Raw genomic sequence first — 18450 nt, forward strand, 5'->3', positions numbered from 1 at the left:
CTTGCACAGCCCGCAGCACACACCTCGCCATACAAGCAGCGCACCATTAAGGTGCGCACTGCCGCACTGATTTCTATACTCGTCCCAAATTGGCACACGCCCACCTATAGCCGTTGCGCCGAAAAGTGGCCGATCCCAATGTTTTTTCAGGATCAACGCTTCTTTGCAGGGCTTTGGTTTGCTTCTTGCATTTTCTCCTCTACTGCCGTGAGACGAGAGCACGCCATTGCTCCGCTCGCCGGCCCTTCTGCTTTTCAGCGCACGAGGAACGACTTTTGGCTGGCCCATACCCGCAACGAGATATACCACGCTGCGCCACGTTGCCAGACCACGACGCTGCCGTGCTTGCACGACGCATACTGATGGGCGCTGCCCGATGATCATCAACGACTCCCTGCATCGCCTGCTGCTCGACAACCTGACCACGGCAACGCTGCTGCTCAATGCCGACCTGCGCCTGGAGTACATGAACCCCGCCGCAGAAATGCTCCTGGCAGTCAGCGGCCAGCGTAGCCATGGCCAGTTCATCAGCGAGCTGTTTACCGAAACCCGTGAAGCTCTGGGTGCCTTGCGCCAGGCCGTAGCCGAAGCGCATCCGTTCAACAAGCGCGAAGCCGTGTTGACCACCCAGACCGGGCAGAGCCTGACCGTCGATTACGCGGTGACGCCGGTGCTCAGCCGCGGTGCAACCATGTTGCTGCTCGAAATGCATCCGCGTGATCGCTTGCTGCGCATCACCAAGGAAGAAGCGCAGATCTCCAAGCAGGAGACCACCAAACTATTGGTGCGCGGCCTGGCGCATGAGATCAAGAACCCCCTCGGCGGCATTCGTGGCGCCGCCCAGCTGCTGGCCCGCGAGCTGCCGGAAGAAAGCCTCAAGGATTACACCAACGTGATCATCGAGGAGTCCGACCGGCTGCGTAATCTGGTCGACCGCATGCTCGGCTCCAACAAGCTGCCGTCGCTGGCGGTGACCAACGTGCACGAAGTGCTCGAGCGCGTCGCCAGCCTGGTGGAAGCGGAAAGCCAGGGCAGCGTGGTGCTGGTGCGTGACTACGACCCGAGCATTCCCGACCTGATCATCGACCGCGAGCAGATGATTCAGGCAGTTCTCAACATCATGCGCAACGCCATGCAGGCGCTGGCTTCCAAACCCGAGCTGCGCCCGGGCCGCATCACCCTGCGTACGCGCACCTTGCGCCAGTTCACCATCGGCTATATCCGCCACCGCCTGGTGACCAAGATCGAGATCATCGACAACGGCCCGGGCATTCCGCCGGAGCTGCAGGAAACCATCTTCTATCCCATGGTCAGCGGGCGTGCCGACGGCACCGGCCTGGGCCTGGCGATTACCCAGAACATCATTAGTCAGCATCAAGGCCTGATCGAATGCGAGAGCCATCCCGGACAAACCGTGTTCTCGATCTTTCTGCCGCTGGAACAAGGAGCAACCCCGACATGAGCCGCAGTGAAACCGTATGGATCGTTGACGACGACCGCTCTATCCGTTGGGTCCTGGAAAAAGCCCTGCAACAGGAGGGCATGAGCACCCAGAGTTTCGACAGCGCCGACGGCGTGCTGGGCCGCCTGTCCCGCCAACAACCGGACGTGATCATTTCCGACATCCGCATGCCCGGTTCCAGCGGCCTGGAGCTGCTATCAAGCATCCGCGAGATGCACCCGCGCCTGCCGGTGATCATCATGACCGCCCATTCCGACCTGGACAGCGCCGTAGCGTCGTATCAGGGCGGCGCCTTCGAGTACCTGCCCAAGCCATTCGACGTCGACGAAGCGGTGTCACTGGTCAAGCGCGCCAACCAGCACGCCAAGGAACAACAAGGTCTGCACGTGCCCGCCGTGCAGACGCGAACGCCGGAAATCATCGGCGAAGCACCGGCGATGCAGGAAGTGTTTCGCGCCATCGGCCGCCTGAGCCACTCCAATATCACCGTGCTGATCAACGGTGAGTCGGGTACCGGTAAGGAACTGGTCGCCCATGCCCTGCACCGCCACAGCCCGCGAGCGGCCTCGCCGTTCATCGCGCTGAACATGGCGGCGATTCCCAAGGATCTGATGGAGTCCGAGCTGTTCGGCCACGAGAAAGGCGCCTTTACCGGAGCGGCCAACCAGCGTCGTGGCCGCTTCGAGCAGGCCGACGGCGGCACCTTGTTCCTCGATGAAATCGGCGATATGCCGGCCGACACCCAGACCCGCCTGTTGCGCGTACTGGCCGATGGCGAGTTCTACCGGGTTGGCGGTCATACGCCGGTCAAGGTGGACGTACGCATCATCGCCGCCACGCACCAGAATCTGGAAAGCCTGGTTACTGCCGGCAAGTTTCGTGAAGACCTGTTCCACCGCCTCAACGTGATCCGCATTCATATTCCGCGTCTGTCGGATCGACGCGAGGACATCCCCACCCTCGCCCGCCACTTCCTCAGCCGTGCGGCCACGGAGCTCGCGGTCGAGCCAAAGCTGCTCAAAAGCGAAACCGAAGATTACCTGCAGCAGCTGCAGTGGCCCGGCAACGTGCGCCAGCTGGAAAACACCTGCCGGTGGATCACCGTCATGGCCTCGGGGCGCGAAGTGCATGTCGATGACCTGCCGCCCGAACTGCTCGTGCAGCCTCAGGACAACGCGCCAGTCAGCAACTGGGAACAGGCGCTGCGCCAGTGGGCCGACCAGGCCCTAGGCCGTGGCCAGTCGAACCTGCTCGACACGGCCGTACCTGCGTTCGAGCGGATCATGATCGAGACCGCTCTCAAGCACACCGCTGGCCGTCGCCGTGATGCCGCGCTGCTGCTCGGCTGGGGTCGCAACACGCTGACGCGCAAGATCAAGGAGCTGGGCATGAACGTCGACGGCTCCGAAGACGACGACAGCGACGACAACTAAGCCGCACTGCAACGACAAGAACGCCGCGCCCTGAAAAGGTCGCGGCGTTTTTTATTGGCTGCCACCCTCTCGACCAAACACGATTGGCCACTGAGCACGTAGCCTGCGGTTGAACAACGCGACACTCAGGAAAGTCCCCCGAGTGGCGCTGCACTCGACCCGGCTACCGCACCTTAGCCGTGAGTGCAGTTGTTGGAGCGGGCCATGCCCGCGACACAGTCACTACCGATACCAATAGGAATCAGCCACTGCATTGATTCACCAAGACCTATGCCGTCCATACCATCGCTTTCGCGCGCATGGACTAGGCGTCCCCGCCCACTCCCACATTTGTACCGCATGCAACGCTGGCCCTTCTCTCCACCCGAAGAATGCACGCCATCAGCGCACAACAGGTGCGCCCATGCACCTGAGCGGAACATCGGCGACTGGGCGCGAGACACCCAAGAATCCACCAGAACCGCTACAACCCAGTCGCCATGGGCGCTGCAGCGAACTCATAAAACTTGGCACGCCACCTGCAATAGTACAAATAACCCAGTTTCGGGGACCTTGGTACAGGCAGGCCGGGGATTCCCCTCTTTCTTCGGGAGCCTCGGTACAGGCAGGCCGAGAACTCCCTTCTTTCTTCGGGGACTCTGATACAGGCAGATCAGACAATCCCCCTTTTCTTCGGGAGCCCTGGTACAGGCAGGCCGGGACCTCCCTCTTTTCTTCCTAACGCGGCGCCAGACGAACCGTCAGGCGCCAGCGGCCCTCGATCTCTCTGGTATCCATCTCGGCGCGCAGCGGCCGAGCCGCCACTACGCGCACCTCCAGCTCACGCCCATCACGCACCACACGCCAGTTGGCGGCGCGCCCGGCGATCTGCAACTGGCCCTGACGCTCGCGACCCAGTCCTTCGAAACGCAGCCCAAAGGTGCCGTGGGCGTCGCTGATCTGCACGTGCGGCTCGACGTTGAACCACAGCAGCAAGCGGTCGTCCTGAGTCTCGACCGCTTTGAGGTGCATGGCGTCCGGGTGGAACAGGCGGCCGATCATCAACCCGACCAGAAAACCGAAGATCGCCAACGAGCCAATCACACGCATCCACGGACGCGGCCTTGGCGGCTTATCCGGCGTAGAATGGCGACCGTCTTCTGGCCTGGAGCCGTGCATGTTTCATGTAATCCTTTTTCAACCGGAAATTCCGCCCAACACCGGCAACATTATCAGGCTCTGCGCCAACAGCGGTTGCCACCTGCACCTGATCGAGCCAATCGGCTTCGAACTGGACGACAAGCGCCTGCGCCGCGCCGGGCTGGATTATCACGAATACGCGCCGCTCAAGCGCCATGCCAGCCTTGAGGCGTGCCTGGAGAGCATTAGCCAGCCACGGGTATTCGCCTTCACCACCAAGGGTTCGCAACCGTTCCATGAAGTCGCCTACCGGCCGGGCGATGCCTTCCTGTTCGGCCCGGAAAGCCGCGGCCTGCCACAGGAGATCCGCGATGCCTTGCCGGAAGCGCAGCGCGTGCGCCTGCCGATGCGCGAAGGCTGTCGCAGCCTTAACCTGTCCAATACCGTGGCAGTAGCGGTGTATGAAGCCTGGCGCCAGAACGGTTTCGCCATGGGCTGACGGCAGACTCTGTAGCACGCCATTGAGCGCAGCGAGACCCGGAAATGCCTAAAACCTGGGTATCGCTATGTTCAACCGCAGGCTACAAATCCCAGCCAATAAAAAACGCCCCGAAGGGCGTTTTTTGCAGCAACCGATAACTCAGTTGGCTTGCTGGCGCTGCAGCTCTTGGGCGTACAGGGCATCGAAGTTCACCGGTGCCAGCATCAGGGCCGGGAACGAGCCGCGCACGACCAGGCTGTCCAGGGTTTCACGGGCATACGGGAACAAGATGTTCGGGCAGAACGCGCCGAGGGTGTGACTCATGGACTCGGCATCCAGGCCCTTGATCAGGAAGATACCTGCCTGCTGCACTTCAGCGATGAAGGCAGTTTCTTCGCCGTTCTTGACGGTCACCGACAGGGTCAGCACCACTTCGTGGAAGTCGCCTTCCAGGGCTTTCTGACGGGTGTTGAGGTCCATCGCGACGCTTGGCGTCCACTCCTGGCGGAAGATCTCAGGGCTCTTCGGTGCTTCGAAGGACAGGTCACGCACATAGATGCGCTGCAGGGAGAACTGAGGAGTCTGTTCGCCTTGGGCGGCACCGGTAGCTTGTTCGGTCATGGGGCAAAGCCTTCTGTATGGACTTAAAGGAAAATTCTAAATCGATCAGGCACTGAGCAGCGCATCGAGCTTGCCTGCCCGCTCGAGGGCAAACAGGTCGTCGCAGCCACCTACATGGGTATCGCCGATCCAAATTTGCGGCACCGAAGTGCGACCGGCTTTGCGCGTCATTTCTGCGCGCACCTCCGGTTTGCCGTCGACGCGGATCTCGTCGAATGCCACGCTTTTACTGGTCAACAGCTGCTTGGCGCGGATGCAGTACGGGCACCAGTCGCTGGAGTAGATGACGACCTGGCTCATATCACTTCACCACAGGCAGATTGTCGCCGCGCCAGGTGGCGATACCGCCGCCCAGACGAGCAGCCGTGAAGCCGGCCTTCTTCAGGTCACGTGCGGCGGTGCCGGCCTGCTGGCCCATGGCATCGACGAGGATGATGGTCTTGGCCTTGTGCTTCTCGAGCTCGGCAACACGGGCGGTCAGCTTGTCGAGAGGAATGTTCAGGGCGCCGACGATGTGGCCTGCGTCGAATTCCTTCTTGTTGCGGATATCGACTACCACACCCTGATCGCTGTTGATCAACGCAGTCACTTCGCGGCTGCTCAGGCTCTGGCCACCTTTCTGCAGCTCAGTGAAGATCAGCAGCGCAAGAATGATGACGAACAGGCCGCTGAGGATGAAGTGGGTGGTGGCAAATTCAATGAGGTTGGCAAGCATCACGCGGTTCCGGGACGGTAAAATGCCGGCCAGTATACACAGGCCGGTGAGTCCACCAAAGGCCGTGCGGCGGTGACGGGATCTTTCCGGGGCCGTAGAATGTCTGACCGTTTTCAATAGGTCGCCTCCCCAGGCGACCGCCTCCGGACCGCCGCGCGCGAACACACCGTCGCTCCCGGCCATAATTGCGTCCCCCAAGCAGAGCGAGCCCCGTATGAGCGCAGCGCCCAAACCCCTGGTTCTGGTCATTCTCGACGGCTTCGGCCATAGCGACACCCCCGAGCACAACGCCATTTTCGCCGCCAACACACCGGTCTACGACCGCCTGCGCGCCACTCAGCCCCACGGGCTGATTTCCGGCAGCGGCATGGACGTCGGCCTGCCGGACGGTCAGATGGGTAACTCCGAGGTCGGCCACATGAACCTGGGCGCAGGCCGCGTGGTGTATCAAGACTTCACCCGCGTGACCAAGGCAATTCGCGATGGCGAGTTCTTCGAGAACCCGGCAATCACTGGCGCGGTGGATCAAGCAGTCGGCGCCGGCAAGGCCGTGCACATCCTCGGCCTGCTGTCCGATGGCGGCGTGCACAGCCACCAGGATCATCTGGTCGCCATGGCGGAACTGGCCGCGCGCCGCGGCGCAGAGAAGATTTACCTGCACGCCTTTCTCGATGGCCGCGACACCGCGCCGAAGAGCGCACAGAGCTCCATCGAATTGCTCGATGCGACCTTCGCTAAGCTCGGCAAGGGCCGCATCGCCTCGCTGATCGGCCGCTACTTCGCCATGGACCGCGACAACCGCTGGGACCGCGTAGCCCAGGCCTACAACCTGATCGCCGATGGCCAGAGCCAATACCAGGCCGACACCGCAGTAGCGGGCCTGCAGGCCGCCTATGCCCGTGACGAAAGCGACGAGTTCGTCAAAGCCACCAGCATTGGCGAGCCGGTGCGCGTCGAAGATGGCGACGCCGTAGTGTTCATGAACTTCCGCGCCGACCGCGCCCGCGAGCTGACCCGCGCGTTCGTCGAGCCGGGTTTCGATGCCTTCGAGCGCGCCCGTGTGCCGCAAACAGCTGGCTTCATCATGCTCACCCAGTACGCGGCGAGCATCGACACGCCGAGCGCTTACAAGCCGGAACCGCTGGTCAACGTGCTTGGCGAATACCTGGCCAACAACGGCAAGACCCAGCTGCGCATCGCCGAGACCGAGAAATACGCCCACGTGACGTTCTTCTTCTCCGGCGGCCGCGAAGAGCCCTTCCCGGGCGAAGAGCGCATCCTGATCCCGTCGCCAAACGTCGCCACATACGATCTGCAGCCGCAGATGAACGCGCCCGAAGTCACCGACAAGATCGTCGACGCCATCGAAAACCAGCGTTATGACGTGATCGTGGTCAACTACGCCAACGGCGACATGGTCGGCCACACTGGCGTGTTCGAGGCGGCAGTTGCGGCGGTCGAATGCCTGGATACCTGCGTCGGGCGCATCGTCGAGGCGCTGGACAAAGTCGGCGGCGAAGCACTGATCACCGCCGACCATGGCAACGTCGAGCAGATGCAGGACGAGTGCACCGGGCAGGCGCACACCGCGCACACCTGTGAGCCTGTGCCGTTCATTTATGTCGGCAAGCGCCAGGTGAGCATCCGCGAAGGCGGCGTGCTGGCCGACGTGGCGCCAACCCTGCTGACGCTGATGGGTATGCCGGTTCCAGAAGAAATGACCGGCACCAGTATCGTCACCCTCGACTGAACGATTCGGCCACCGGTCGACAGTGGCACGCCTTGGGTCGCAATCCGCGATCCGGGGCGTTCTTTTTAACCCGCGCCAAAGGCATACTAGGCGCGTTCCCCGCCAGGTATCGCCTGCATCATGCTTCGTGTCCTCTCCCTCATTCTCATGACCAGCCTGCTGGCACCGGCTTTCGCCGATCAGAAAGCCGATACTCAGAAGCAGCTGGAAGCGGCGCGTGCCGACGTTACCGAACTGAAGAAACTGCTGGAGCAATTGCAGCAGGAAAAATCCGGCGTGCAGAAGCAGCTCAAAACCACCGAAACCGAGATGGGCGAGCTGGAGAACCAGGTCAAAGGCCTGCGCGAAGAACTGCAGGACAGCGAAGAAGAGCTCAAGCGCCTCGATCAGGAGAAAAAAAAACTCCAGGGCGCGCGCCTTGAACAGCAACGACTGATCGGCATTCAGGCCCGTGCGGCCTATCAGGGCGGCCGTCAGGAATACATCAAGCTGCTGCTCAACCAGCAGAACCCGGAAAAATTCTCCCGCACCCTGACCTACTACGACTACCTCGCCGAAGCGCGCATGGGCCAGCTGACGGCCTTCAACGAAACGCTGCGCCAGCTGGCCAACGTCGAGAAGGACATCAACCATCACCAGGCACAGCTGCAGGCGCAGAAAAGCGAGCTGGACAGCCGCAGCGCCGAGCTGGCTGAAGTGCGCAAGGAACGCCAGCTGGCCCTCGCCAAGCTGAACAAGGATTACTCCGCCCGCGATCAACGCCTCAAAGCGCGCGAGCAGGAACAGGCCGAACTCGGCCGCGTACTCAAAACTATCGAGGAAACCCTCGCCCGCCAGGCCCGTGAAGCCGAGGCGCAGCGCCAGCGTGAACTCACCGCGGCCCGCGAGAATCCCAGCGCACCGGCTGCCACCGGCAAGCGTGCCGAGAGCGGCCCGCTGGTCAGCTCTGGCGCGACCTATGGTGGCCCGTTCGCCAGCGCTAAAGGCAAGCTGCCGTGGCCCGTCAATGGCCGACTTGTTGCAAGATATGGAACCCCGCGGGGCGAAGATGCTCGGACTAAGTGGGATGGCGTGCTGATCGGCGCCACCGCTGGCAGTCAGGTACGTGCCGTGCATGGCGGTCGAGTGGTTTTCGCAGATTGGTTGCGCGGTTCCGGGCTTCTGGTCATTCTCGACCATGGCAACGGTTATCTGACCCTGTACGGGCACAACCAGAGCCTGCTCAAGGATGCCGGAGACATCGTCAAAGCCGGGGAACCCATCGCCACCGTTGGTACCAGCGGCGGCCAGGACACCCCAGCACTGTATTTCGCGATTCGCCAGCAGGGCCGCGCCAGCGATCCGGCCCAATGGTGTCGGGCGCAAGGATAAGCGCCATCTCATTGTCGTAGGAGTTAGCTCGAATGCCGCAACTGTCCCGCCTCACCTCCCTGGCCCTGGCGATTGCCCTGCTCGGTGGCGCACCTGTGCTGCATGCCGACCAGGCTCCGATCACCCCGCCGCCGGCCGCCGACCAGAAAGCAGCACCGCTGCCACTGGACGAGCTGCGCACCTTCGCCGAGGTGATGGATCGCATCAAGGCCGCGTACGTCGAACCGGTCACCGATAAAGAGCTGCTGGAAAATGCCATCAAGGGCATGCTCAGCAACCTCGACCCGCACTCGGCCTACCTCGACCCGAAAGCCTTTGCCGAGCTGCAGGAAAGCACCAGCGGCGAATTCGGCGGCCTGGGTATCGAAGTTGGCACCGAAGACGGCTTCATCAAGGTGGTCTCGCCGATCGATGACACTCCGGCCTCCAAAGCGGGCATCCACCCCGGCGACCTGATCGTCAAGATCGACGGCAAGCCGACCAAGGGCCAGTCGATGATGGAAGCCGTGGAAAGCATGCGCGGCAAGGCCGGCAGCAAGATCGTGCTGACTCTGGTGCGTGAAGGCGGCAAGCCGTTCGACGTCGAACTGACCCGTGCAGTGATCAAGGTCACCAGCGTACGCAGCCAGATGATCGACCCGGGCTACGGTTACATCCGCGTCACCCAGTTCCAGGTCAACACCGGCGAAGAAGTCGGCAAGGCACTGAACAAGCTGCGCAAGGAAAACGGCAAGAAGCTCAGCGGCCTGGTGCTCGACCTGCGCAACAACCCGGGTGGCGTGCTGCAGTCGGCGGTGGAAGTAGCCGACCATTTCCTCAAGCAGGGCCTGATCGTCTACACCAAGGGCCGCATCCCCAACTCTGAGCTGCGCTTCTCGGCCGACCCGCTGGACGCCAGCGAAGGTGTACCGCTGGTGGTGCTGATCAACGGTGGCAGTGCCTCGGCGTCGGAAATCGTCGCCGGCGCCCTTCAGGATCACAAACGCGGCATCGTTATGGGCACCGACAGCTTCGGCAAAGGCTCGGTACAAACCGTGCTGCCGCTGAACAACGACCGCGCCCTGAAGATCACCACTGCGCTGTACTTCACCCCTAACGGCCGCTCGATCCAGGCTCAGGGCATCGTCCCGGACGTGGAAGTAGCGCGCGCCAAGCTGACCCGCGAGAGCGACGATCCAAGCCTCAAGGAAGCTGATCTGCAAGGTCACCTGGGCAATGGCAACGGCGGCGCCGATCGCCCGACCCAGAGTGCGCCCGGCAAGCCGGCACGCCCTCAGGACGACGACTACCAGCTGAGCCAGGCCCTGAACCTGCTCAAAGGCCTGAACGTCACCCGCGCCGACTGATCGTCGGCGGTAATGAAAAGCCCCAGTGCAGGAAGCTGCATTGGGGCTTTTTGTTGGGCATTCGAATCACCGAGCCACTTGCCGCAAGCCTTTGCCACAGGCAAAGAAAAGCCCGGCACAGTGCCGGGCTTTCATTGGCGCCGCTTACAGGTAGTTGCCGATCATCTCGTCGATGAAGCCTTCGCTGCGCATCTCATCGAGGGCCTTCTGCAGGCGCTGCACCACTTCGTCCGGGGTGTCCTTGTTGAGCGCCAGGTACAGCTCGGCCTCGTTGAAACGCAGCACGGTATTCAGGCCACTGACGCCTTCCTGCTTGGCCAGGTAGCGGCCGACCGGGTCAGTGGTGGCCCACAGGTCGATCTTGCCGCTGGTGAGCTTCTTGACGTTTTCCTGGTCACGCAATGCGTTGACAGGCGCCAGGCCCTGGCTTTCCAGGTGCTGGCTCACCGCGTCGTTCTTGTACGCGCCGATGGTGTATTGCCCGGCCTCTTTGAGGCTCTTCACGGTGAGATTGTTACCTGGCGCCGAGAGCAGCACCCAGCCGGTTTTGGCCAGCGGACCAACCCACTTGAACAGCGGCTGACGCTCGGGTGTGAAGGTGGTGGAAAACAGCCCGTAATTGGGCTTTTCGAGGGTCAGCTTGTAGAGGCGATCCCAGGGGAAGCGTAGCGTCAGGCTGTACTTGATGCCGGCGCGCTTGAACATCTCCCGCACGATCTCGGCATTGATGCCGTCGATGCCATCGTCACGGGCGAAGTTCTTGTCGTCCACCGACATGTTGAACGGCGGGAAATTCTCGGTCAGCAGCACCATCTTGTAGTCGGCTGGCACCTCGGCCCTGGCCGTACAGGCCAGCAAAGTCAGCCCGAGCAGTGCAATGGTCTTCACAGTGTTCAACATCAGTCGTCCCCGCCACGTGGTTATGATTATGGTTGGCGGCCTCCTGCCGAACTCCACACCATCACCTCCCTGGCGATGGCTGCCGTGCACGTTGAATGCACGGCAGCATGAATGCCGAATCATCGCCACGCCGGCGCCCCTCAGCGCCGCGGCGTGCCCATCAAACGACCTTCATGCTTAAAGATAGCTGTTGAGAATACTGTCGACGATTCCCTCAGCGCGCATCTTGTCCAATTCCGACTGCAGCTTCTGTACCACCTCGTCCGGCACGCCCTTGTTCAACGCCAGATACAGCTGTGCGCTGTTGAAACGCAGCACAGTCTTAAGGCCGCTGACACCTTCCTGACGTGCCAGGTAACGCCCGGCAGGATCACCCGTTGCCCACAGGTCGATCTGCCCGGCCATCAACTTCTTGGCATTTTCCTGGTCACGCAGCGAGGTCACCGGCTGCAGGCCTTCCTTTTCCAGGTGCTCGGCGATGGCGTCGCCTTTATAGGCGCCAATGCGGTATTGCTTGGCTTGCTGCAGGTTGTTCACCACCAGCTTGCTGTCGCCACGCGCCAGCAGCACCCAGTCGTCCGGGCCAATGGGGCCAACCCACTTGAACAGCCCTTCGCGCTCAGGCAGCCGCGCGGTCACGAACACGCCGTAGTCGGGCTTTTCCAGTGCGAGCTTGTAGATGCGATCCCAGGGAAAGCGCAGGGTCAGGCTGTACTTGATACCGGCACGCTTGAACATTTCGCGAACCACGTCGACGGCGATGCCATCAACGTTGTCTTCCTGAGCGAAGTTCTTGCCGTTGATCGCCATGTTGTACGGCGGGAAGTTTTCCGTCAGCAACACCACGTTGTAGTTCGGGTCGATCTCGGCGCGCGCAGTACCGACAAGCACCATAAGGGTGCCACCAAGCAGCATCAGCAAGCGTTTTAGCATGTCATTTCTCGTGTTGATATCAAACAGACTGCACGAGGATAACCGCCATGCCAGCCGCAGCCCAGCGATCGTTGGCAGACTGCCACCAACACGGGCCGAAATGATGCAAACAAGGTGTCATTCCGTGAGCACTTTCGCACTGACAAACGCTACACCGGCCAATGCCTTGCCAGCTTCGCCAACACCGGCGCGCTCACTTTCCTGACAGAGCCTGTCCGCTTCAGAAACCAGTGCCATGACAGACGTCAACCCAGCTAAAGTTTGAGTCATCGCGTGCCGACATAGCGACCACAGAAGTCCAGCACACGCCCTGCCAATGATGGCATCATGCCGGACCTGCCGAGAATGCCCGTTTATGCGTCTACGCCTCGACCCCCGCCGTGATATCGATGCCGCCCTGCTGCGCTATCGCAACCTGTTCTGGGTCATCGCCCTGTTCAGTGGCGTGATCAACCTGCTGACCGTGGTACCCGCGCTCTACATGATGCAGGTCTTCGACCGGGTCATGGCCAGCCGCAACGAAACCACCCTGCTCCTGCTGACCGTGCTCGCGCTCGGCCTGTTCCTGCTCAGCGCGCTGGTGGAATGGGTGCGAGGCCAGGTGATGATCAAGATGAGCGTCGGGATCGATCTCGATCTCGGCGAGCGTCTGTTCGGCGTAGCTTTCCAGAAGAGCCTGAAGGAACACAACGCCAACCCGGCGCAGGTGCTCAGCGACCTCAACGCCCTGCGCCAGTTTCTCACCGGCTCGGCAGCGATCGCCCTGCTCGATTTACCCTGGATGCCGATCTTCCTGATCGTCACGGGCATGCTGCACCCCTGGCTGGGCCTGTTCACCCTGCTCGGCGCGCTGATCCTGTTCGCATTGGCCATGTGGAACGAGCATGCCACGCGCAAGGGCATGGACGAGGCCAACCAGATTTCCGTGAACTCGGCCAAGTACGTCAACAGCACCCTGCAGAACGCCGAAGTGATCCAGGCCATGGGCATGCTGGGTAACCTGCAGCGCCGCTGGGCGGCAATGCAGCGTCGCCTGATCGGTGCGCAGACCACGGCCAGCGACAAGGCGGCGAAGATTTCCACCATCACCCGCCTGGTGCGCACCGCCTGGCAGTCACTGGCCATGGGCCTGGCCATGCTGCTGATCCTCGAAGGGCAGATTTCCGGCGGCGTGATGATGGCTGCCGGGTTCCTCATCAGCAAGGCCATGCTGCCGGCTGAACAGGCCATCGGCTCCTGGCGCCAGTTCGACGGAGCCAAGGCAAGCTACCGCCGACTCTGCCAGCTGCTCGAAGAATTTCCGCGCCAGGTCGACCGTATGAGCCTCCCCACGCCGACTGGAGCCATCCGTATCGAACGCCTGATGGTCACGCCCCCCGGCAGCAAACGCTCCGCCGTGAACGGTATCGACCTAGCCCTGAACAAGGCCGAAGTTCTAGCGGTTATCGGCCCCAGTGCATCCGGTAAATCTACCCTGGCGCGAGCCATGGTAGGCGTGTGGCCGGCCAGTCATGGTTCGGTACGCCTGGACGGTGCCGAGATCAACCAATGGGACAGCGAAGCCCTCGGCCCACACCTGGGTTACCTGCCGCAAGACATCGAGCTGTTCGATGGCACCGTGGCAGACAACATCGCGCGCTTCGGCGATGTCGATTCCAATCAGGTAATCGAGGCGGCCACCCTGGCCGGCATCCATCAGATGGTGCTGCGTTTCCCGCAAGGTTATGACACGCAGCTGGGCCCTGGCGGCCTGGGACTGTCCGGTGGGCAGAAACAACGGATCGGCCTGGCACGGGCGCTGTACGGCAAACCAGCACTGATCGTCCTCGACGAACCCAATTCCAACCTCGATGACGCTGGCGAGAGCGCCCTGGTGACAGCCATAGACGCCTTACGCAAGCATGGTTCGACCGTGGTACTGGTGACCCACCGCCCGAACGTGCTGGCCGTGGTCGATAAACTGCTGGTGTTGCAGGATGGCACGCAGAAGATGTTCGGTCCGCGCGATCAGGTGCTCAAGGCCCTGCTGCCGGCCAGCGCCACCAGCAGCGCCGAAGCCCAGACGAGTTGATGCCATGTCCAGCACCGTAGCCTCTGCGCCCGACATCAATCGCGACGCCAGCAAGACGGCTCGCCTCGGCCTGTGGATCATTGCCATCGGCCTGGGCGGTTTTATCCTCTGGGCAGCCCTGGCACCGCTGGCACAAGGCGTAGCCGGCAGCGGCACAGTGGTGGTCGCTGGTGAGCGCAAGACCGTGCAGGCCCTAGCCGGCGGTGCAGTGGATAATATTCTGGTGCGCGAGGGCGACCGGGTCGCCGCTGGCCAGGTACTCGTCCAGCTCAATACCATCCAGGCACAATCGCAACTCGAAGTCGCCCTTGGCCAGTGGTTCAGCGCAAGTGCCAACGAGGCTCGGCTGAGCGCGGAGCGTCATGGCCTCGACGGCATCGCATGGCCGGACGATCTGCTAGAGCACGCCGAAGACCCGCGCGCCAAACGCAACATGGATCTGCAGACCAACCTGTTCGAAACCCGCCGCGCTGAACTGGCCAGCCGGCGGCAGATCCTCGAGAACCAGACCGCATCGCTGCTCGAACAACTGCATGCCTACGAGCAGATCAAGCGTCATCTTGAAACTCAGCTCGACTACCAGCGCCAGGAGCTCGACGGCCTGCGCCAGCTTGCCGCCGAGGGCTATGTACCGCGCAATCGCCTGTTCGAAGCCGAGCGCAACTCATCGCAACTCAGCGCGCAACTCACCGCTGGGGTATCCGATATCGGCAAAACGCGCCAGAGCATCACCGAGACCAAGCTGCAGGCGCTGCAGCTGCAGCAAAGCTTCCGCATCGATGCCGAATCCCAGCTGGCCAGCGTGGCCGCCGAGGCTTCCAGCCTGTCAGAACGTATCAAGGCCCTGGAGTTCGAGGTGAACAACGCCGCCATCCGCGCACCGGTCGCCGGCCAGGTAATCGGCCTGACCGTACATACCGTGGGCGGCGTGATCCCGGCGGCGCAACGCCTCATGGATATCGTTCCGCAAGGCTCGGCCTGGATCATCAAGACCAAGTTCGAGCCGCTTGTCGCCGACCGCCTGAAGACCGGATTGCCGGTGAACCTGCGCTTTTCCTCGCTCAATAGCGCCACCCTGCCGGTGGTCGAGGGTACGGTGCTGACGGTATCCGGGGATCAGTTGCTCGACGACAAGACCGGGCAGCCCTACTTTTCCGTCGAGGTGGAGGTCGGCGCCGAGGCCGTCGCCCGTCTGCTGGCCCATGGCCTGGAGGTCAAGCCGGGCATGCAGGCCGAAGTGCTGGTGCAGACGGGTGAACGCACCTTCCTCAAGTACCTGCTGAGCCCTCTGGAAAAACGCATCCGCGGCGCCCTCAAGGAAGAATGACCATGCGCCTGATCCTCGTTCTGTCGAGCCTCCTGCCTCTGCTGGCCTATGCCGCCGAGCCAGCCCCCATGAGCCTGCTCGATGCCTACGACAATGCGCTGTACCACGATCCGAGCTTCCAGACAGCAACCTACGAGTACCAGGCCAGCCAGCAAGAGAAGGACATCGGCCTCGCCCCGCTGCTGCCGCAGATCAACCTGAACGGCAACTATGGCAGCACGCGCCAGCTCAGGGGACGCGATCTCGACAGCGGAACCGCAGACCAGCGCTACACCACCAGCGGTCTTAGCATGAGCGCCCGTCAGACGCTCTACGACCGTGCCAAGACCGCCTACTACGCCCAGGCCAAGGCTCGCCAGCGTATGGGCGAGGCACTCTACGACGACGCCTTCCAGGAACTGTTCCCACGGGTCGTGGAGGCTTACTTCGAGGTTGCTCGCCTGGGCAACGAACTGCGTCTGAGCGAACAGCAGAAGATCGCCATCGAAGGCCTGGTCAAGCAGACCCGTCGCCTGTTCGAAGCCGGCGACGGCACCATCACCGATATCGACGAGGCCCAGGCGAGGCTCGACCTGATCCTGGCCCTGCAGATCGAATCACGCGCACGTCTGCAGGCTGCCCTGCACGCCCTTTCCGGCCGTACCGGCGTGACAGTCGAGACGATCACTGCAATGGATGACGAACTGCCTCCTACAGCGCCATTGCTGACCAAGCAGGATCTCGCCTTCTGGCAGTCCCAGGCACGCCTCGCGGCGCCACGCATGGACGCACGCCGCGAGTCGGTCGCCGTGGCACAAGCCGAGGTCGGCGTGCAGCGGGCCGGCCACTATCCGACGCTGGCGCTGGTCGGCGAGCTTAACCACAGCGACCGTGACAACCTCAGCGAAGACTACCGGCGCCAGTCCTCCTCCTACCTGGGCCTGTCGCTGAACGTGCCGCTCTATGGCGGCGGCGGCGTCAACGCGGCCTCGCGCAAATCGCAGTACGCGCTGTCCAGCGCCCAGTCGCAACTCGACGACGAGGCCAGGCAACTGGCCGAGGACATCGAGCGCAACTACCTCGGCGTGGTCAGCGGTTATGCCAAGAGCCGCGCCTTGCAAACCGCCGTGCACTCGAGTCAGCGCGCGCTGGAGTCGGCGGAAAAAGGCTACCAGGCGGGGGTACGCTCGACGGTGGACATTCTCAATGCGCAACAGAGTCTGTTTGCTGCGCGCCGCGACCTGCTCAACAGCAAGCTGGACATGCTGCAGAGCCTGGTGGAACTGCACGCCCGCAGCGGCCTGATGAACCGGGCAGTACTGCAACAGGTGAAGACGCTGTTCTAGCGGCGTGAAAAAGATCAGACTGGCATTGCCGACAACAACCACAACCAGCGAGACATCCCATGCATCCATCCGCGATGGAAAACGGCAAGTTATTCTTCGACACCTACCTCAAGCCGCTCGGCCAGGTGACCGTCGCCGACATTGGCGCGCAGAACGTCAACGGCTCGCTCAAGGATGTCTGCCCGGATAACGCCACCTATATCGGCGTCGACTTCGTACAGGGCAAGGGTGTCGACATCATCATCGATGACCCCTACAAACTGCCGTTCGAGGATGGCTCGCTCGACGCGATCGTCAGCAGCTCCTGCTTCGAGCACTCGGAGTTCTTCTGGCTGCTGTTCAACGAGATCATGCGCGTGCTCAAGCCGACCGGGCTGTTCTACCTGAACGCGCCGTCGAACGGCTTGTTCCACCGCTATCCGGTCGACTGCTGGCGGTTCTACCCGGACTCGGGCAATGCCCTGGCCAACTGGGCCAACCGCTGTGGTTACAACACGCTGATGCTGGAGTCCTACACGTCCTACCAGAGCAACGGTCTGTGGAACGACTATGTAGCGGTTTTCCTCAAGGATCGCGAACACCTGCCGCAGCATCAGCAGCGCATTCTGAATAGCTTCCAGAACTACGCCAACGGCTTCATCCATGGCCAGGAGGGTATTCTCAATCAGCAGGAGTTCCCGGAAGACGGGATGAAGCTGCGCATCATTTCCGAGACCATCGCCGGCCGTCTGCGCCTGAAGTGAGCCTCATGGGCGCAGGCACAGGCCAGCGCTAGCGTAGCTTGTCGCGCAGCGCCGCGAAGGCATCGCGGTACTGGGTGAAGCCCTGCTCGCGCATGGCGATTTTCAGCGCGTCGCTGAGCACCGCCTCGAGTCGGAACTGGTTCAGGCGACTCGCCGACCAGGCACAGTCGAAGGTGTTGTAGGCGCGCACTCGCCAGCCCTGCTCCAGGGTCAGGATCAGCGAGGCCAGGCGCTCCATCAGGAACACCTTGCAGGGGACGCTGCCCGGGTAAGAAGACTCGCGACGCAGCCCGTCTGCCAGCTCGCCCTCGCCCTGCTCGCAAAGTACGAACAGCTGCTCGTTGAGTTCCAGCCAGCGACGCCAGAAGGACGGGCGCGCGACGATATAGTTGCTGAAGACGATCTGCCGGGAGTCCATGACCAGCTGCCGCAATGCCACATCGAGCCCGACATGCCTGACGAAGGCCTGGCTGATGTCGAGAAAGCCGGGGTGGAACAGGTCTTCCTGCTCGAACACGTTGAGAAAGAACGCGCCCATGTCGGGCTGCGGACTGAAGGTGCACACGTCGACACCAGTGGCTGCGGCCGCCTGCACGAATTCCCTGACGTGCAACGCACCCAGTCCGATCTTATCCTTGAAACGTGGGGAGAAAAAGCCGTACCAGGCTTCCTCATCCAGTGGCTGCTCCAGCAGGAAACGGCGGATCGGCCAGTACTCTCGCCAGTCGTCACGCTCGTGGGCCATGTTGTCGAGCAACTCGAAACCCGCCGGCATGCCCTCGAGGGTGGCGTCCGAATAGGCGATGTGGAACAGGTGAATGGGCTCGGCAGGCATGTTCGTTGTCTCTCCAGC

General features: G+C 62.2%; 17 protein-coding genes. 10 read left to right on the forward strand and 7 right to left on the reverse strand.

Annotation, left to right across the window (positions count from 1 at the left end; all coding sequences use genetic code 11):
- The first annotated feature begins 376 nt into the window (after nt 1–376).
- On the forward strand, nt 377–1462 hold the full coding sequence (gene glnL, locus BUC40_RS03125) for a nitrogen regulation protein NR(II) (RefSeq protein ID WP_073262505.1): 1086 nt from the start codon (nt 377–379) through the stop codon (nt 1460–1462).
- Nucleotides 1459–2895, forward strand: a complete 1437-nt coding sequence (ntrC, locus tag BUC40_RS03130) for a nitrogen regulation protein NR(I) (protein WP_073262507.1) — start codon at nt 1459–1461, stop codon at nt 2893–2895. Before glnL ends, ntrC begins: the two co-directional genes overlap by 4 nt.
- A gap of 717 nt (nt 2896–3612) precedes the next feature.
- Here ntrC and BUC40_RS03135 read toward each other — a convergent pair.
- Nucleotides 3613–4053, reverse strand: coding sequence for a hypothetical protein (locus BUC40_RS03135; RefSeq protein ID WP_073262509.1), 441 nt, complete (start codon nt 4051–4053; stop codon nt 3613–3615).
- Between BUC40_RS03135 and trmL the strand changes: the two genes are divergently transcribed.
- Entirely contained in the window at nt 4052–4513 is a 462-nt protein-coding gene (gene trmL, locus BUC40_RS03140) for a tRNA (uridine(34)/cytosine(34)/5-carboxymethylaminomethyluridine(34)-2'-O)-methyltransferase TrmL (protein ID WP_073262511.1), read from the forward strand. The two genes, BUC40_RS03135 and trmL, sit on opposite strands and share 2 nt — an antisense overlap.
- 141 nt (nt 4514–4654) lie before the next feature.
- Here trmL and secB read toward each other — a convergent pair whose 3' ends face one another.
- From secB to BUC40_RS03155, 3 genes are read right to left on the reverse strand one after another with little or no spacing between them, the layout of a single operon-like run.
- Complete coding sequence (secB, locus tag BUC40_RS03145) at nt 4655–5116, reverse strand: protein-export chaperone SecB (protein ID WP_073262512.1); 462 nt, start codon at nt 5114–5116, stop codon at nt 4655–4657.
- A gap of 45 nt (nt 5117–5161) precedes the next feature.
- Nucleotides 5162–5416 (reverse strand): glutaredoxin 3, encoded by a 255-nt coding sequence (gene grxC, locus BUC40_RS03150; protein WP_073262514.1) that lies wholly within the window; start codon nt 5414–5416, stop codon nt 5162–5164.
- Nucleotide 5417: 1 nt separating this feature from the next.
- Nucleotides 5418–5831 (reverse strand): rhodanese-like domain-containing protein, encoded by a 414-nt coding sequence (locus tag BUC40_RS03155; protein WP_073262516.1) that lies wholly within the window; start codon nt 5829–5831, stop codon nt 5418–5420.
- A 214-nt stretch (nt 5832–6045) separates the two neighbouring features.
- On the opposite strand from BUC40_RS03155, the gene gpmI reads away from it, so the two are divergent.
- From gpmI to BUC40_RS03170, 3 genes are all read left to right on the forward strand, one after another.
- Nucleotides 6046–7581 carry a 2,3-bisphosphoglycerate-independent phosphoglycerate mutase gene (gene gpmI, locus BUC40_RS03160; RefSeq protein WP_073262518.1) on the forward strand — a complete coding sequence of 512 codons (1536 nt, stop codon included), beginning with the start codon at nt 6046–6048 and terminating at the stop codon, nt 7579–7581.
- A gap of 120 nt (nt 7582–7701) precedes the next feature.
- Complete coding sequence (locus BUC40_RS03165; RefSeq protein ID WP_073262520.1) at nt 7702–8952, forward strand: murein hydrolase activator EnvC family protein; 1251 nt, start codon at nt 7702–7704, stop codon at nt 8950–8952.
- Nucleotides 8953–8984: 32 nt separating this feature from the next.
- A complete protein-coding gene (locus BUC40_RS03170; protein WP_073262522.1) occupies nt 8985–10298 on the forward strand; it encodes a S41 family peptidase in 1314 nt (437 codons plus the stop codon).
- A gap of 144 nt (nt 10299–10442) precedes the next feature.
- On the opposite strand, the gene BUC40_RS03175 is transcribed toward BUC40_RS03170, so the two are convergent.
- Both BUC40_RS03175 and BUC40_RS03180 read right to left on the reverse strand, forming a co-directional pair.
- Nucleotides 10443–11198 (reverse strand): substrate-binding periplasmic protein, encoded by a 756-nt coding sequence (locus BUC40_RS03175; protein WP_073262524.1) that lies wholly within the window; start codon nt 11196–11198, stop codon nt 10443–10445.
- 177 nt (nt 11199–11375) lie between these two features.
- Nucleotides 11376–12131 carry a substrate-binding periplasmic protein gene (locus BUC40_RS03180; protein WP_073262526.1) on the reverse strand — a complete coding sequence of 252 codons (756 nt, stop codon included), beginning with the start codon at nt 12129–12131 and terminating at the stop codon, nt 11376–11378.
- A gap of 355 nt (nt 12132–12486) precedes the next feature.
- Between BUC40_RS03180 and BUC40_RS03185 the strand changes: the two genes are divergently transcribed.
- From BUC40_RS03185 to BUC40_RS03200, 4 genes are read left to right on the forward strand one after another with little or no spacing between them, the layout of a single operon-like run.
- The gene (locus BUC40_RS03185) at nt 12487–14202 is read left to right on the forward strand and encodes a type I secretion system permease/ATPase (RefSeq protein WP_073262528.1); all 1716 of its coding nucleotides are present in this window, start codon (nt 12487–12489) and stop codon (nt 14200–14202) included.
- A 4-nt stretch (nt 14203–14206) separates the two neighbouring features.
- Nucleotides 14207–15529, forward strand: coding sequence for an HlyD family type I secretion periplasmic adaptor subunit (locus BUC40_RS03190; RefSeq protein ID WP_073262530.1), 1323 nt, complete (start codon nt 14207–14209; stop codon nt 15527–15529).
- Nucleotides 15530–15531: 2 nt separating this feature from the next.
- Complete coding sequence (locus tag BUC40_RS03195) at nt 15532–16854, forward strand: TolC family outer membrane protein (RefSeq protein ID WP_167369131.1); 1323 nt, start codon at nt 15532–15534, stop codon at nt 16852–16854.
- Nucleotides 16855–16913: 59 nt separating this feature from the next.
- The gene (locus tag BUC40_RS03200; RefSeq protein WP_073262534.1) at nt 16914–17597 is read left to right on the forward strand and encodes a methyltransferase domain-containing protein; all 684 of its coding nucleotides are present in this window, start codon (nt 16914–16916) and stop codon (nt 17595–17597) included.
- Between the two features lie 28 nt (nt 17598–17625).
- Here the strand turns inward: BUC40_RS03200 and BUC40_RS03205 are convergent, their stop codons facing one another.
- Entirely contained in the window at nt 17626–18432 is an 807-nt protein-coding gene (locus tag BUC40_RS03205) for a hypothetical protein (RefSeq protein WP_073262536.1), read from the reverse strand.
- Between the last annotated feature and the right edge of the window lie 18 nt (nt 18433–18450).

It is taken from the genome of Phytopseudomonas punonensis, from assembly GCF_900142655.1.
Classification (GTDB): domain Bacteria; phylum Pseudomonadota; class Gammaproteobacteria; order Pseudomonadales; family Pseudomonadaceae; genus Aquipseudomonas; species Aquipseudomonas punonensis.